Genomic DNA, 15,958 nt, shown 5'->3' on the forward strand with positions numbered 1-15,958 from the left:
GCGGCGGTGAGCGAAGACGGCGCGGTCGCGGTCCGCGTCATGCGGCGGGCGTCCGCACCGCCGGTTTCCTGTCCCGCGTCCCCGGGTCACCGGGGCTGCGCGAGCTGGAAATCGGCCGCCTGACGGGTGAACAGGCGGGCGTACCGCCCGCCGAGGGCCATCAGCTCGTCATGCGTGCCTTCCTCGGCTGTCCGGCCGTCGGCGAGGACGACGATGTGGTCGGCGTCGCGCACGGTGTTGAGACGGTGCGAGATGAGAAGGCTCGTACGGCCGCTGCGGTAGCCGCGGAGCCGCTGGTGGACGGCGTATTCGGCCTCGGGGTCGAGTCCCGAGCTGGGCTCGTCGAGGATGAGCAGGTCGGCGGTGTCCGCGCGGAGGAGCGCGCGGGCGAGGGCGACGCGCTGCCACTGTCCGCCGGACAGCAGCACGCCCTGGCCGGGGTCCCCGTCCTGTTCGGCGGCGAAGAAGCGGGACAGGAGGGTGTCGTAGCCGCGGGGAAGCCGTGCCAGTGTGTCGTGGACGTCCGCCCGGCGGGCCGCCTCGTGGATCCGTTCCGGCCGGTCGAGGGAGCCTATGTCGCCGACCGCGACGTTCTCGGCCGCGGTCAGGTCGTAGGCCATGTAGTCCTGGAACACCGCTCCGATCCGGCGGCGCAGGTCGTCGACACGCAGGTCGCGCAGGTCGGTGCCGTCCCAGCGGACGCTGCCGCGCCCGGGGTCGTACAGGCGGCACAGAAGCTTGACGATCGTGCTCTTGCCCGCGCCGTTGAGGCCGACCAGGGCCACGCTCCGCCCGTACGGGATGGTCAGGTTCAGGCCGCGGAGCACCCAGGGATGGCCGGGGTCGTACCGGAACCAGACGTCGCGGAGCTCGACGCCGTGCCGCAGCGGTGTCACGTCGCCGCCGGCGACGGGTTCGGGCAGGTCGGGGCCGACGGCGACGACGTGGGCGTAGTGGCCGGCCAGGACGAGCGCCTCGTTCAGCTGGGCCAGTTGCGTCACCACGCCGGACAGGGACGACTGCGTGCCCGCCACGGCCGCGGTGAGGACGGCCAGGTCGCCGATGCCGGCCCCGCCCGCCTCGATCCGGGCGACCAGCACGATCAGCGCGGCGCCCGCGATGACCGCGCTGAGCGCGGTCATCGCCCCGTTGTAGCGGACGGCGGTCAGGTCCACCCGGCGCTCCGCCCGCTGCGCGGCGCCCAGTTCGCCCAGCATGCGTCCGCGCAGGAAGCCGCCGATCCCGAACAGCCGGATCTCCTTGGCGGCCTGCTGGTCGAGCATCAGCAGCTGGTAGAACACCCGGCGGCGATCCGCGGGTGCCGTCTCCCAGAGCAGGCGTGCGCGGTGACGGCTGAGCCGGAGCTGGATGACCAGTTCGGGCACGGCGGCGGCGGCCACGACGGCGGCCAGGACCGGGCTGAGCGTGGCGAGCGCGCCGAGGAGCCCGGCGATGGTGATACCGCCGCGCACCACCCCGAGCGCCGACTCGGTGACGAGCTGCGGGGTGGTCTGGGCGGACTGCTGGGCCATCTGGAGCCGGTCGTGGAACCCCGGGTTCTCCAGCCTGGTCAGCCCCTGCATGCGGCACACCGCGGTGAACAGTTCGTCGCTGGTGTTCCACGCGATGCGGCGCCGCTGTTCTGCCTGGGCGTACCCGGACAGGTGAGGCAGCAGCGCGGTCAGGGCCCCGAGCACGGCCAGCACGGCGGCCGGCAGTGCCGTCGACGGACCCGGCCCGCTGGTCAGGCGGTCGATCAGGACCTTGGTGAGCCACGCGATCGCGACGGGGAGGGCGCCGTTCAGGACCGCCACGGCGAGCTGGGACAGGGCGAGCGCCGGCCCGCCCCGCCAGACGAGCCCCAGGGTGAGCCGCAGCGGCCCGAGTCGTGACCTCACCCCGGTCAGGCCCGGGACGGCGCGGCCGGCAGCCGCTCCGGCTCATGACCGCGGGCGTCGACGGTGGTGTCCGGGCCGACGAGGAAGAACGAGGGGAAACCCGCGATCGCGAACGCGGTCGAAATCGCTCCTCCCTCGCTCTCCACCACCACGCTCACCTCGTCCGCCAGCGCGGCGAGCAGGTTCGCGGGGTCCTCACCGTGGACGACGACCACCGCCAGGGTCCGTACGCCGTCGGCGGCGGCGTCGCGGGCGGCCGCGACGAAGGCGGGCGCCTTGGGCAGGCAGTGCCGGCAGTCGGTGCTGAAGAACCCGACGAGGGTGCGCTCGCCGGCGAAGTCGGCCGAGCCGACCTTCGCGTCCGCGACCGTGACCGCGGAGAAGGGGGGAACCTCGGCGCCCACGGCGAGTCCGAGCTCGGGAACTTCCCCGCCGAGGGACGACTCCTTGCCGAGCGTTCGCAGTTTCCGGATGATCGCCGTGGTGAGGAGCAGGTTCACCAGGACGAGCCCGCCGAGGAGGACGACGGCGGCGACCAGGACGGCCATGGGGCGTTCCCTTCTGTAGGGGGCGGGCGCTACGGGGTCAGCGGACGAGGTGGACCAGGTCGTCGAGGAGCACGACGGCGCCGACGGCGACCGAGGCCCCGAGCAGGCAGAGCGCGGCGGCGGGCGGCGCGACGGGCGTCCCGTCCGCCGCGGACGTCATGACGGCTCCGGCGACGGCGCAAGCGACGAGCACGGCGTTGCGGGCCACGTGCCGGCGGCCGATCGGCTCGTCCGAGCCGCCGAAGCATCGGCACGGTCCGGTCGTTCCCCGCCGCAGCGCCGTCATCAGGACCACGGCGAACCCGAGGAGCAGGCCTCCCGCGAGCAGGAGGCCCGCCCTGCCGTCGCCGTCGAGGCCGGGCGCCGCCAGCATGACGACGGTCCCGGCCTCCACGGTGACGACGACCACGGCGGCGGGCGCCCCGAGAGGCACGGGAAGGCCGCCGAGTCGCCGTACCGCCATGGTGAATTCACCGAAAGCCCGCCGCGTCCGCAGCTTCGTCAGGACGGAGACCAGGGAGACCCCCGTCAGCACGAGCCGCAGAGTCAACACGGCATAGACCATGGATCTGTTGCCTGCCTCAGCAACGACCGAGGTTCGTCCAGGGGCCGGAGCAGCTGCCATAGCTGCCGTACTTCACGCAGATGCTGCCGGTCGGGTTGGGGTAGCAGTTCTTGACGCAGTAGTTGCCCTGCCAGCCGACGTAGTAGCAGGTGTCGGCCCGGGCCTCGGCGCCGGGGAGGAGCCTTTCGAGCAGCCGGTCTCCCAGGCGGTGCAGAGTGCGGATCATGCGATGTCCCTTCGCTGGGTTCGGGCGTGGTAGGCCGCCCGCTCTGCGAGGATGCGCGGCGCCGCCTGCGCCGTGGTTGCGGCCGGTTGCGCGATGGGCCGCAGGCGTCGCGCTACCGCGGCGCTACCGGATCCGTCGAGAATCGCGATCGCCCAACGAGGCCGAAGGGGGATCATGCGATATCTCGTCATTCTGCTGTCGCTGGCCGCGGCGGCGGGGATCGCCGCGGCCCGGCGCCGCTTCGTCGTCGTACGGGTGGCCGGGACGAGCATGGTTCCGACGTACCAGCCCGGAGATCGGGTGCTCATCCGGCGGGGCCGGCGGGCCGTCCTGCGGCGCGGCCAGGTGGTGGTCTTCCGGCGCCGCCCGCCGGACAGCACGGGCCGGCCGGCCCGACTGCGCGACACGGAGTGGCTGATCAAGCGGATCGCCGCGATGCCGGGCGACGCGGTGCCCGACCGGGTCACCGCCGGTACGCGTGCCGCGCCGGGCGACGTGGTCCCGGCCGACCGGCTGGTGGTTCTCGGCGACGGCCCCAACAGCAGTGACTCCCGGCACTGGGGTTACCTGCCGGTGAGCGAGGTACTGGGCGTCGTGGTCCGCAGATTGTCCTGAAACACCTGTTCGCGGCCCCGGCCGCGAGCGGAACCCGGGGAACCCGGGGACGGTCGACGACAGACGCACGGGACACCTCGCTAGCTCCCGCCGTCGCGGCGCCGGCCTGAGACGCGAGTGGTCCACGTCGCGGCCGGCGAGTCCCCGTCCGCGAGCAGGACGGCGGTCGCGGCGGCCTCGGCGGTGTTGCCGAGCCGCCGGAACAGCCGGTGGGCCGCCGCCCAGGACCGTACGGCCGCCTCCTGGTCGCCGCGGTCGCGCTGGGCCCGGCCGAGGGACCGCAGCGCGAGAGCCTGCTCGTGGAGGTCGTGCAGTCCCCGCGTGATGCGCACCGCCTCGGTGAGCGCGCGGACCGCCTCGTCCACCCGGCCGCCGAGCCGGTGGGACTCGCCCAGGACGCGGAGCGCGCCGGCCCGTCCCGACGGGACCGCGTACTCGTCGAACACGGGCATCACCTGTGCGATGAGCCGCGCCGGGTCCCGGCGCCCGAACCGCAGGGACAGGTCGCCGAGGGCGAGCAGGAGGCACGCCTCGAGCAGCCGCTCGTGCCGCCCCCGGCAGATCCGCAGGCCCTCCCCCAGCTGCCGGGAGACGTACGGCAGCGCGGCGTGGTCGCGGCAGGCGGCGGCCACCTCCCGCAGGGCGAGGGCCCTGGCCCCGAGGCTGTTCCCGCGGATCGCCAGGCGGAGCGCGTGGTCCGCGCAGGCGGCCGCGTCCCCGTGCAGCCCCTGTTCCCGGTCCGCGACGGCGCGCAGGGACCACAGACGGCTCAGGGCGGGCTCGTCGCCGATCTCCTCGGCCATGGCCATGGCCTCGTCCGCCGCCGCGCGGGCCTGGTCGGGGTCGCCCGCGCGGCGCAGCGCGAAGGCCCGCAGGCACAGCAGGTCGAGCGCGCCGTGCCGTTCCCCCGCCGCGAGGAACACCGCGAGTGCCGCCTCGATCGCCTCCGGGTCGACGCCGCGCCGCACGTCCACCCCGATCAGGCGCAGATGGCCGAGGCCGCGCGTCATCACCGCCTCCCCCCACTGGTCGCCGCCCACCTGGCACGCCCGCAGCGCCAGCTCGTGCGAGGACGACCAGTCCCGGTAGTGGCCGCGGAAGGCGTAGTAGCCGGCCGCGCGGGCGGACAGTTCCCAGGCCGCCTCGCTCATCCCGAGCCGGCATGCCTGCGCCACCCCCGCCAGCGGGGTCTCCCGCTCGCTGTCGAACCAGGCCGCCGCGTCACCTACCAGCGCTCTGGTGGTGGCGGGGTCGGCGTACCACCGGGGGGCCGCGCCGCGGATGGCGGAGACCGGCTGCTCCGGCAGGCCGCCTCCCGCCGCCTCGGCCAGCGCGAGCAGCGCGCCGAGAACGCGGGCGATCGCCTTGTCCCGTTCGACGGCGGTCTCCTCCAGCTCCGCGCGTTCCCGCGCGAAGAGCCGTACGAGGCCGGGGAACCGGTAGCGGAACCGCCCGGTCCCGTCGCCGCCCGCGCAGCTCAGGAGCTGGGCCTCGACGAGCAGGTCGGCGTACGTCTCGGCGTCGCGCACCGGCACGTCGAGGGCCGCCGCGAGCATCCAGGCGGCGAAGCCGGTGACGTCGAGCAGGCCGAGCATCCGCAGCGCCCGCCGGGCGGTCTCGTCGAGCCTGTCGTAGTCGGCGGCCAGCCCGGCCCGCACCGACAGGTCGCCGACGGCGAGCTCGTCCAGGCGCCGCCGCTCTCCCCGCAGGCGATCGGCCAGGTGCCCGAGGTGCCAGTGCTCGCGCAGCGCCAGTTTCGCCCCGGCTATCCGTATCGCCAAAGGCAGGTGACCGCAGAGCCGGACGATCTCGGCCGCGACCGCGGGCCGCGCCGCCACCCGGTCCGGCCCGGCGATGCGCGCGAGCAGCTCGGACGCGCATGCCGGGTCGAGCGGGCCGACGCGTACGGCGCGGGCGCTCAGCCCCGCCAGGGCGCGCCTGCTCGTCACCAGCACGGCGCAGCCCGGGCCGCCCGGCAGGAGCGGCCTGACCTGCTCCTCACCCGCGGCGTCGTCCAGCACGACCAGCACGCGGCGATCGGCCAGAAGGGTGCGGAACAGCTCGCCGCGCTCCTCGGTCCCGTCCGGCACCGCCCGCGCGTCCGCGCCGAGGGCGGCCAGGAACCGCGCCAGCACCTCGGCGGGTTCGGCCGGTCGGGGGCCGGTCCCGCGCAGGTCGGCGTGCAGCCGTCCGTCGGGGAACGTCTCCCGCAGGCGGTGCGCGACGTGGACGGCGAGCGTCGTCTTGCCGGTGCCCGCCCCGCCGTACAGCGTCACGACCGGCGTCGCGGACGACCGCCCGCCTCCGCCGGTGAGCCACAGCCGCAGTGACTCCACCGTCTCCCGGCGGCCGGTGAAGTCGGCGATGTCCGGTGGCAGAGGGCACGGCACGGTCGCCGCGGGCCCCGCCCGCCCCTCGTCCGCCCGGCCCTCCGCGTCGCTGCCGGCGCCGTCACCGCCGCCGGTGTGCAGGGGACACGCGCCGTGCTCGTCCGCCCGGGCCGTTCCCTCCGCCCCGAGGATCTCGTCGATGATCGGGCCGGTCGCCTCGTCCCGCAGGACCGCCTCGTGAGCCCGCCGCAGCAACCGGCCGGGTTCCACGCCGAGCTCCTCGCCGAGCACGGTCCGCGTCCGCTGGTAGACCTCCAGCGCCTCGGCCTGGCGTCCGGCCCGGCTCAGGGCCAGCATCAGGCAGGCGTGCAGCCGCTCCCGGTACGGATGCAGCCGGGCCGTCTCGGTCAGGCCGGTCACCAGCTCCGCGTGCCGGCCGCGGGCCAGATCGACGACGGCCAGCTCCTCACAGGTCAGCAGCCGCTCCTCCTCCAGCCGCCTGGCCTCGTCGGCCACCTGTGCCACGTCCCCGGCGTCGGCGAAGGCGGTGCCCCGCCACAGACCGAGCGCACGCTCGAACAGCATGCCCGCCGTCGTCAGATCGGCGTTCCTCCTGGCGGCCCGCCCCGCCGTCGTCAGCTCCCGGAAGCGCAACGCGTCCAGCTCCGGCGGCAGTACGGCGACCGCGTAGCCGCCGGTCCCGTGGACGACGCGGTCGCGCTCCCCCATCGCCCGCCTCAGCCGCAGCACGTATATCTGCAGGGTCTTGTGCGCGCTGCGCGGTGGCGTGCTCCCCCACAGGGCCTCGATCAGCGCCGGCACCGGCACCGGGCTGCCCGGCGTGCACAGCAGGGTCGCCAGCAGGCGCCGCAGCATCGTCGGGCCCAGCGGAACCTGCGTGCCGTCGCGCCTCATCCGCAGCGGCCCGAGAACGTCGAACTCGAACACCGTCACCCCCGCGAGGCCGGTCACCCCGGCGAGCCTCCGATGGGCCGGGGTGCCCGCCGCCTCCTCCCCCGGCCAGGCCCTGCCCTGGCGCTCCCCGTCGCATGGTCGCCTTCTGCGGGCTCTGCCGAGCCTCGAAGAGGCCGGTATACGCGAGGTATAGGCCCTGGTGACGACCTTGGCGGCAGCGTCCCTCACCGGTCACGGCCAGCGGCGCCGCCCGTGACCGCCGGGCGGAGGCTCAGCTCGCGGTCAGTTTGCGGACCGGCGACTTGCACGACCGGCGCTGCGCGGGCGCCTGCGAGTCGAAGCGGACGTGCCAGTCGCCCGTGGACGGCACCTTCTTCCGCAGCGTGAACCCGCCGTTCGACCCCGTCGTCGCGGACCCCTGTACGGCGCCGGCGCCCGAGCCCGCGGGGTCGAACCAGAGCCGGACGCGCTGCTGGGGCAGCGGGTCCCACCGGGCGGGCCGGCCGGCGGGCTCCACCCGGACGAGCAGCGTGCCGGTGTGGGTCGCCTTCCTGCCCGGCCTGCCGCTCTTGGGTTTCGCCGAATAGGTGATCCTGGTCCGGGCCCCGGCGGATCGCACCGTCGAACGGACCTCGGCGCTCCTGGTGGAGGTCACGCGCGCACCGTCCTCGGCGGACACGCGGAACTCCGCCGACCAGAAGCCGGATTCGGCCGCCGTCACCGTGGCGTCGAACCGGCCCGACCTGCCGGTGACGACCCGCGCCACCTCCCTGCGGGCGAGCATGTCGTCGGCCCGGAACAGCAGGGCGACCGTCCGTTCGGGCAGACCGCCCCAGTCGTCCTCGCCGGTCGTCGCCTCCAGGCGGCCGGAGACGGTCAGCGGGCTCCCCTCGTCGACCGGGTCGGGGGACAGTTCGAGGCCCTCGATCCTCGACCGCCGCGGCTTCTCCTCGGCGTGGACCTCGAACTCCCGCTCCTCGACGGCGTCGCCGGCCGCGACCGCGACACGCCAGCGGCCCGCCGCCGCGTCCCGGCCGAACACGTGCCCGGCCCGCCACCGCTCCTCGAAGGGGGTGCGCTCCACGCACTCGAAGCGCAGCCGCGTACGGGACTCGTCCGGGGCCGTCAGCTCGCCCCTGACCTCCGCGGCCGGGCCGCTGGTGACCACCTCGACGGTCACCTCGGCCGTGTCCTCACCGCCGATCGGGACGGGGTCGGGGTCCACCTCGACCGACTCGATCTCCACGAGGGCGTCGCCGAGGGCGGGCCGTCGCGCGAGGCGCGCGAGCAGGTGACGGATGATCCTCATATCCCTCAGCACACCTTCCGGTAGGGCGCCTCCGGCACGAGGCGCCGCCAGTCGTCTTCTCCCAGGGGGCCGCCCGCCCGCGCGCAGGCCTCCGCCGCGGCGCGTTCCGGGTCGACCGTGTAGCGCCGCAGCGTCCCGTCCCTCCCCGCGCTGTAGAGGTACCGCCCGTCGACGCCGAAGGCGAGCGCGAGCACCGGGCCGGCGTGGACGGCGTACGGCTGGCCGAGCGGCGACCGGGAGACGGCGTCCCACAGGCGGACCTCCCCGCTCGTGCCCCCGGTGGCGATCAGCCGCCCGCCGGGCGCGTACGCGAGCGCCACGACGTCGTCGAACCGGCCCTTCTCCGGAGCGAGCGTCCCCGTCCGCCGCAGCGTGCGCGCGTCCCACAGGCCCACGCCCGCCTCGTGGAAGCCGGTGGCGATCGTCGATCCGTCCGGGCTGAAGGCGATCGACCGCACGCCGTCGAGCACCGGCCCGAAGGGACGGCCGGTGACCGTGCCGGCGGTCAGGTCCACCAGGGCGGCGTCCCGCCCGCCGATCGCGATAACCCGGCCGCCCGGACCGGCCGCCATGACGTCCCATCCGGTCCTGCGCGGTACGGGAATCTCCACGCCGCGGGACAGGTCCCACACCCGGACGGGCCCGTACTCCCCGGCGACGGGCGCCACGGCGAGGACGTGGCCTCCGGCGGCCAGCCCGCCCACGGACGCGGCCCCCGCGATCGCGACACGGCGGAGCAGGCGGCCGTCCGGCACGTTCCACAGGCTCACCGTCGCGGCGTCGCCCGAGGCTCGCGTGCCGTCCGGGCGGGGCGCGGAGGCGAGCGTGCGGCCGTCGGGAGCGAAGGCGAGCGCCCCGGCCGGGACGCCGCCGAGGGACGGGCCCAGGCGGGCGCCCGTGGCCGGGTCCCACAGCAGCGGTCCCGTGCCGTCCGGCGCGACGGCGAGCGTCCCTGCGCCCGGTGCGAAGGCCGCGGCGGCGGCCGAGGGAGCGACCGCCGTCGAACGGGAGGCCGCCGCCGCGTCCACCGTGGCGACCCGGCCGCCGCTGAGCAGGTAGCGCAGGACCGGACCGCCCGCCGCGCCCGTCGCGACCCTGATGTCCGGCATGCCGGTGGTGTCCTCCGGCGTGGAGTAGGCCAGCAGGCCACCGCGGTCCGCGCTCCACAGGCCGACGCCGGTGCGGTCGAAGGTCAGGACGAGGCGGCCGCCGTCGCCGTACGCGAGCCAGACGGCGGAGGCGCCCGCCAGGACGGGGCCGCGGCGGCGGCCGGTGGTCAGGTCCCAGAAGCGCACGTCCTCGCCGCGGCCGACCGCGAGGGTGCGGCCGTCGGGGCTGAACGCGACGGCGTCGGCACGCCCGCCGGCGGGGGCGGGAAGCCTGCGCGCCCGGCCGGAGCGCCCGGCCGCCGGCTCGTACAGGCGGAACCTGCCGTCGTCCAGCAGCACGGCGGCGTGCCGTGCGGAGACCACGACGCCCTCCACCCGCTCGTCGCGCACGTCCAGCAGCCCGACGCCGCCGATGACGTCCCAGACCTGACCCCGATGGCCGGGCGTGAGCACGGCGAGACGCCTGCCGTCCGGGTCGAAGGCCATCTCCAGCGCGCCGTTCCCGAACGGCGGCCCGAGCGGGCGGCCGCTGCCCAGGTCCCACACGCGCAGCGCGCCGCCGTCGGAGACCGCGAGGCGGCGGCCGTCGGGGCTGAGCGCGACGGCGCCGGGGGCGGGCCCGATGCCCTGCGCGCCCCCGGCCACGCGGTGCGCGGCCACCTCCCACAGGACCACCCGGCCGGCGTCGGCGACCGCGAGCAGGCGGCCGTCCCCGCTCAGGTCGAACCGGGCGCCGGCGGTGACGGGCGGCGGCGAATCGATCCGCCGCAGGGGCTGGGCGAGCGAGCTGTAGAGGGCGGCCCGGGCCTCGGGCACCCCGGCCAGCCGCCACGCGGCCACGCTCAGCGCCATCGCCCGCGCGGGATCGGACGAGCGCGAGGTCTCGGCCAGGGCCGCGAGCCGCCGGGCGACGGCAACGTCCCGCTGCCGCTCGGCGGACGACTTCTGGTCGAGCGCCAGCCCGGCCGAGGCCGCCGCGACCACCACGAGCACGGCGAGCGCGGCGGTGAGGCGGCGCCGCCGCCGGGCGCGGACCCGGGCGAGCGCCCGGGACTCGTCGAGGAACGCCTTTTCCAGCGTGTTCAGCGTGACGTGGTGGCGCGTGGTGGCCGCCCAGCCGAGCGCGGTCTCCAGCGCCGTCCCCTGGTAGAGGTCGCCGGGACGCCGGCCGTGCAGGTCCCACAGGCGGGCGGCCTCGGTCAGGGGCCGCTGCACGCGCAGGCCCGCGCGGTCCGCGTCGACCCACCCGTGCAACCGCGGCCAGGCCCGCAGCAGCGCGGCGGCGGCGAGGGCGACCGTCTCGCCGTCCCGGACGACGAGATCGGCGCGGGCGAAGCCGGACAGCACCCGGGCGGCGGTCTCCCGGTCGACCACGCCGTCGAGGAGCTCGTCCTCCGGCACCCGCCGGGGCAGGTCGTCGCCGCCCTCCCCCGGCGCGACCATCCGCAGCATGATCCGCGGCACCAGCGCCTGGTCCGCCGGGGCGAGCGCGCCGTACGCCTCCTCCGCCACGGCAGCGAGCGAGGGTGGCGCGAGGGCCCGGGCCGGCCCGGTGCTTCCGGCCCCACGGGTGCCCTCGGCCGTACGGGTGCCCTCCGCGAGCAGCGCCTCGCCCCGGCCGTACGGCGACCGACGGCCGAGCAGCGCCGCGAGGAGGACCTCCGCGTCGGGCCTGGCCTCCGGGTTCTTGTCCAGGGCCCGGGCCACCAGCCCGCGCAGCGGCTCCCGCAGCGCCGTCAGGTCCGGTTCGGCGGCCAGGATGCGGTGCAGCAGGGCCGCGACCCCGGTCAGCGCCTGCCCCGGCGGGCCGGCAGCGGCGCCGGGTGCCGGCAGCGGCGTGGTCTCCCCGGCGAACGGCTCCCGGCCGGTGGCGGCGAACAGCGTCACCGCTCCCCAGGCCCAGATGTCGACGGCGGGGCCCGCCCGGGCCCCGACCACGATCTCCGGGGCCATGAAGGCCGGTGTGCCGGCGACGTGCCCCGTCGTCGTCAGCGACATGTCGGCGGTCCTGGCGATGCCGAAGTCGATGACCCGCGGGCCGTCCGGGCCGATCAGCACGTTGTCCGGTTTGAGGTCGCGGTGGATCACCGACGCCTCGTGGATCGCGGCCAGCGCCGTCGCGATGCCCGTGGCGAGGCGGTGCAGCTCCTCCGGCCCGTACGGCCCGTTCCGCGCGACCGTCGCGCGCAGGCTGGGCCCGGCGACGAACTCGCTCACGATGTAGGGCCGGGGGCCCTCCAGGTCGGCGAAGATGACCCGGGCCGTGCAGAACGGCGCGACCCGGCGCGCGGCGGCGACCTCCTTGACGAACCGCGCCCGCGCCTGCTCGTGCTCCTCCCCGCCCGCCGGGCGCAGGACCTTGACGGCGACCCGCTGCCCGGCCTCGTCGTACGCCTCGTAGACGACGCCCTGCCCGCCCTCGCCCAGGCGGCCGGCGAGCCAGTAGCCGCCGACCCTGCGCGGGTCGCCGGGGAGCAGGACGGTCGCCATCCGGACCTCCCGCCAGCCGCGGACCGTTTGCCCCGATCGTGCTACGGGCGCCCGCCGCCGCCAAGACCGGACGGGTGATCGGTACCTCGTCCTCGGACGGCCGGCCGCCTCACCTGCGTCGGTGATGCGCGAGCAGCCGGGTGAGCAGGCGGGTCAGAGTCTGCCTGTCCTCGGCCGCAAGCGGTTCGAGCAGGTCGTCCTGCACCCTGTCCAGCGCCCGGTCCATCCGTCGCAACTGCTCGTCACCGGCCGCGGTGAGCGCCACGATGTTGCGCCTGCGGTCGTCCGGGTCCGGGGTCCGCTCGACGAAACCCTGCTCGCCCAGCTGATTGATCGCCGCCACCACGTCGCTGCGGTCCATGTTGCACCGGCGGCCGAGCTCGGCCTGACTGGCCGCTCCGAACTCGTGCAGCGCGGCCAGGATCCGGTAGTGGTACCCGCGCGCGCCCACCTCGCCGAAGCCGTCGGACGCCAGCCGGTGGGCGTGCACCGCCAGCTGGGTGAGCAGCCAGCTGGGCTTGGCGGTCAGGCGTTCCGGTGTCTCCTCCACGCCGGCCAGCCTACATTGTTGGCGCCGCCAATGAATCCCTATATGGTTGGCCCTGCCAACGTTGGCAGGGCCAACAAGTTGGGCCAGACAGTGGCATCCGGACAGCGCCGGACGAATCCCCCTGGAGTAAGAAGCATGATCAAGCCGTTCCGCATCGACATCCCCCAGGCCGACCTCGACGACCTGCGAGACCGGCTCTCCCGCACCCGCTGGCCGAACGAGGTCGCCGACGCCGGGTGGGACTACGGCTTCCCGCTGGCGCGGCTCAGGGAACTGGCCGAACACTGGCGCACCGGCTACGACTGGCGCGAGCACGAGGCCCGGCTCAACGAGCTGCCGCACTTCATCACCGAGATCGACGGCCAGAGCATCCACTTCGTCCACGTCCGGTCGCCGAAACCGGACGCGCTCGCGCTGATCCTCACGCACGGCTGGCCCGGCTCGTTCCTGGAGTTCCTCGACGTCGTCGAGCCGCTGTCGCGCGACTTCCACCTGGTGATCCCGTCCATCCCGGGGTACGGCTTCTCCGGGCCGACCCACGAGCGCGGCTGGGACATCGTCCGGGTGGCGCGGGCCTGGGCCGAACTGATGCGCCGTCTCGGGTACGAGCGCTACGGCGCGCAGGGCGGCGACTTCGGCGCGGGCATCTCCCTGGCGCTCGGCGCGGTGGCGCCCGGGCAGGTCACCGGGGTGCACGTCAACTACCTGCCGACCCGGCCGGACCCGGACGCCGGCGTCGAACTGTCCGAGACGGAGGAAGCCCGGCTGGACAAGGTGCGGAAGCTGATGGCCCATCGCCCGCCGTACCAGGCCCTGCAGGCCACCACCCCGCAGACCATCGGCTACGCGCTGACCGACTCGCCGGTCGGCCAGCTGGCCTGGATCGCCGAGCGCTTCGCGCAGTGGACCGACCCTCGCTCGCCGGTCAGCGACGAGCGGGTGCTCACCGACGTCTCGCTGTACTGGCTCACCGCCACCGCGGCCTCCTCGGCGCGGCTGCACCGCGAGGCCCCGCGGCGGACCGAGCCGTGCCCGGTGCCGGTCGGCGTTGCGGTGTTCGCGCACGACATCACGCAGTCGGTGCGGCCGCTGGCCGAGCGGCTGTACGACATCAGGCACTGGTCGGAGTTCGAGCGCGGCGGCCACTTCGCCGCGATGGAGGTGCCGGACCTGTTCGCCGAGGACGTCCGCGACTTCTTCCTCACCCGCGTCGCCCCGGCCGCGGCACGCCGGGGCGACGGGCAGTAGGGACCGCCGGATCGAGCCGCACCCGCCCGGCCGCGCGGGCGGCGTTGTCACCCGGCCATGCGGGCAGCCGTCTCGACGAGCCGGTTGGCGTAGCCCCACTCGTTGTCGTACCAGCCGAAGACCTTGACCAGCTCGCCGTCCGCCTGGGTGAGCGCGGAGTCGAACACGCAGGACGCGGGGTCGCCCACGATGTCGCGGGACACGATCGGGTCGGTGCTGTAGCGCAGCACGCCCTTCAGTTCCCGGTCGGCGGCGTCGGCGAAGGCCCGGTTGACCTCCTCCACCCCGGCCGGGCGGGACAGCACCACGGCGAGGTCGGTGAGCGAGCCGTCCTCGACCGGGACGCGCAGCGCGACGCCGTCCAGCCGGCCCGCGAGCTCGGGCAGCACCTCGCCGACCATCCGAGCGGCCCCGGTCGTGGTCGGGACGATGTTCACGGCGGCCGAGCGGGCCCTGCGGGGGTCCTTGTGCGGGGCGTCCAGCAGCCGCTGGTCGCCGGTGTAGGCGTGCACGGTCGTCATGAAGCCGTGGACGACGCCGAAGTTCTCGTGCAGCACCTTCACCATCGGGGCCACGCAGTTGGTGGTGCAGGAGGCCATCGAGACGATCTCGTGGCGACGGGGGTCGTACGCCGCGTCGTTGACGCCGGGGACGATCGTGACGTCCACGCTCTTGCCGGGCGCGGAGACGAGCACCCGGCGGGCACCGCCCTTGAGATGGCGGGCCGCGTCGTCCCGGGTGCGGAACCTGCCGGTGGCCTCGATCACCAGGTCGGCGCCGTAGGCGGCCCAGTCGATGTGCGCCGGGTCGCTGTGCGCGGTGACCGGGATGCTGCGGCCGTCGACGTCGATGGAGGAGGCACCCACGGTCACCGGAACGCCGAGGGGACCGTGCGTGGAGTCGAACCTGAGCAGATGGGCGAGCGTCGCCGCGTCGGCGAGGTCGTTGATCGCGACGACCTCGATGCCCATGGGCAGCGCGCGGCGCAGCACGGCCCTGCCGATCCTGCCGAATCCGTTGATGCCGATTCTCATGGTGATCCTCCTCAGCACTGGCTGTGCCGCAATCGTCCGTCCCGGCCGGAAGCGGTCGTAGGGGCCTAAGTGCCGCGGGCAGAGGCGTAACTGCCTCAACACGGGGGTCTTCCGCCTCTCCGCCCGCGCGAAGTGACGGCGGTGGGATGGAGGGGCTGTCAGGAGGAGGAAGAGATGCGTGTGAAGGTCGCCGAGGTCATGGCCCGCGACATCCCGGTGGTGGAGGGCGGCACGCCGTTCAAGACGGTCGCCCAGGCGCTGATCGCGGCGGACGTCGGAGCCGTGCCCGTGGTGGACGCCCAGGGCCGGGTCATGGGCGTCGTCACGGACGCGGACCTGCTGCTCAAGGAGGAGTTCAAGGACCAGTACGCCCACGAGGGCTACCGGCCGCCGCTGCGGGCCCGGCTGCGCCACCTGTTCGGCCGGGAAGGCCGCGGCGGGCGCGCGAAGTCGCGCGGCGACACCGCCGCCGAGCTGATGACCTCGCCCGCCGTCACGATCGGCCCGGGAACGGCGGTGGTGTTCGCCATCCGGCTCATGGACGAGCACGGCGTCGCGCACCTGCCGGTCGTCGGGACCGACGGCGCCCTGGAGGGGATGGTCGGCCGGCACGACCTGCTGCGGGTCTTCACCCGCCCGGACGCCGACATCGCTCGCGAGATCACGACGGACATCTTCGGCCGGTCCCTCTTCCGGGACATGAGCATGGTCGACGTGGCGGTCGAGCAGGGCGTGGTGACGCTGGCCGGCCGGCTGCGCTGGCGCAGCGACGCCCTGACGGCCGCCCGGCTGGCGCGCGGGGTCAACGGCGTCGTCGACGTGGTCGACCGGCTGGAGTGGGACGAGGACGACACCCACACCTGGCGCCACCGCTGACAACGTCCCTGCCCGGCGCCCGCTGCCCGGCGCCGGCCCCGCGCTCAGCCGCCCGCGCGAGGAGAACCTCCCGGGCCGAAAGTCCCACGATCATGGGGACTTCGGGCGGCCGGAGGATGCCGTACGGCTCCTGTGGCAGGGCCGGTGATCGCGGTTTGCTTGACGTGTCAAAGAGAGACGAAAAAGTGGAAAGGGGCCGGTCATGGCCACCATCGAGAGGCGCAACCAGAGGACTCACCTCAACA

At 75.2% G+C, this 15,958-nt stretch carries 12 protein-coding genes; 3 read left to right on the top strand and 9 right to left on the bottom strand.

What is annotated here, in order from left to right:
* Positions 1-86: 86 nt before the first annotated feature.
* Genes AAH991_RS33410 through AAH991_RS33425 form a run of 4 tightly spaced genes read right to left on the bottom strand, consistent with a single transcriptional unit; the run spans position 87 to position 3,237 of the window.
* A complete protein-coding gene (locus AAH991_RS33410; protein WP_346229914.1) occupies positions 87-1,898 on the bottom strand; it encodes an ABC transporter ATP-binding protein in 1,812 nt (603 codons plus the stop codon).
* A 5-nt stretch (positions 1,899-1,903) separates the two neighbouring features.
* Positions 1,904-2,446: a TlpA family protein disulfide reductase gene (locus AAH991_RS33415; RefSeq protein WP_346229915.1), complete on the bottom strand. Its 543-nt coding sequence runs from the start codon at positions 2,444-2,446 to the stop codon at positions 1,904-1,906.
* 37 nt (positions 2,447-2,483) lie between these two features.
* Complete coding sequence (locus tag AAH991_RS33420) at positions 2,484-2,999, bottom strand: MauE/DoxX family redox-associated membrane protein (protein ID WP_346229916.1); 516 nt, start codon at positions 2,997-2,999, stop codon at positions 2,484-2,486.
* A 28-nt stretch (positions 3,000-3,027) separates the two neighbouring features.
* A complete protein-coding gene (locus AAH991_RS33425; RefSeq protein ID WP_346229917.1) occupies positions 3,028-3,237 on the bottom strand; it encodes a hypothetical protein in 210 nt (69 codons plus the stop codon).
* 174 nt (positions 3,238-3,411) lie between these two features.
* Between AAH991_RS33425 and AAH991_RS33430 the strand changes: the two genes are divergently transcribed.
* Entirely contained in the window at positions 3,412-3,852 is a 441-nt protein-coding gene (locus tag AAH991_RS33430) for a S26 family signal peptidase (RefSeq protein WP_346229918.1), read from the top strand.
* An 80-nt stretch (positions 3,853-3,932) separates the two neighbouring features.
* Here the strand turns inward: AAH991_RS33430 and AAH991_RS33435 are convergent, their stop codons facing one another.
* The 4 genes from AAH991_RS33435 to AAH991_RS33450 all read right to left on the bottom strand — a co-directional run bounded on the left by AAH991_RS33435 (position 3,933) and on the right by AAH991_RS33450 (position 12,555).
* On the bottom strand, positions 3,933-7,154 hold the full coding sequence (locus AAH991_RS33435; RefSeq protein WP_346229919.1) for an AfsR/SARP family transcriptional regulator: 3,222 nt from the start codon (positions 7,152-7,154) through the stop codon (positions 3,933-3,935).
* Between the two features lie 214 nt (positions 7,155-7,368).
* Positions 7,369-8,406 (bottom strand): hypothetical protein, encoded by a 1,038-nt coding sequence (locus AAH991_RS33440; RefSeq protein WP_346229920.1) that lies wholly within the window; start codon positions 8,404-8,406, stop codon positions 7,369-7,371.
* Between the two features lie 5 nt (positions 8,407-8,411).
* The gene (locus AAH991_RS33445) at positions 8,412-12,005 is read right to left on the bottom strand and encodes a protein kinase domain-containing protein (RefSeq protein WP_346229921.1); all 3,594 of its coding nucleotides are present in this window, start codon (positions 12,003-12,005) and stop codon (positions 8,412-8,414) included.
* 109 nt (positions 12,006-12,114) lie between these two features.
* The gene (locus tag AAH991_RS33450) at positions 12,115-12,555 is read right to left on the bottom strand and encodes a MarR family winged helix-turn-helix transcriptional regulator (RefSeq protein ID WP_346229922.1); all 441 of its coding nucleotides are present in this window, start codon (positions 12,553-12,555) and stop codon (positions 12,115-12,117) included.
* Between the two features lie 135 nt (positions 12,556-12,690).
* Here AAH991_RS33450 and AAH991_RS33455 point away from each other — a divergent pair, with 135 nt between their 5' ends.
* Complete coding sequence (locus AAH991_RS33455; RefSeq protein WP_346229923.1) at positions 12,691-13,803, top strand: epoxide hydrolase family protein; 1,113 nt, start codon at positions 12,691-12,693, stop codon at positions 13,801-13,803.
* A 47-nt stretch (positions 13,804-13,850) separates the two neighbouring features.
* On the opposite strand, the gene gap is transcribed toward AAH991_RS33455, so the two are convergent.
* A complete protein-coding gene (gap, locus tag AAH991_RS33460; RefSeq protein ID WP_428834058.1) occupies positions 13,851-14,843 on the bottom strand; it encodes a type I glyceraldehyde-3-phosphate dehydrogenase in 993 nt (330 codons plus the stop codon).
* A 168-nt stretch (positions 14,844-15,011) separates the two neighbouring features.
* Between gap and AAH991_RS33465 the strand changes: the two genes are divergently transcribed.
* The gene (locus AAH991_RS33465) at positions 15,012-15,713 is read left to right on the top strand and encodes a CBS domain-containing protein (protein WP_346229925.1); all 702 of its coding nucleotides are present in this window, start codon (positions 15,012-15,014) and stop codon (positions 15,711-15,713) included.
* Positions 15,714-15,958: the final 245 nt, after the last annotated feature.

This window comes from Microbispora sp. ZYX-F-249 (genome assembly GCF_039649665.1).
Classification (GTDB): Bacteria; Actinomycetota; Actinomycetes; order Streptosporangiales; family Streptosporangiaceae; genus Microbispora; species Microbispora maris.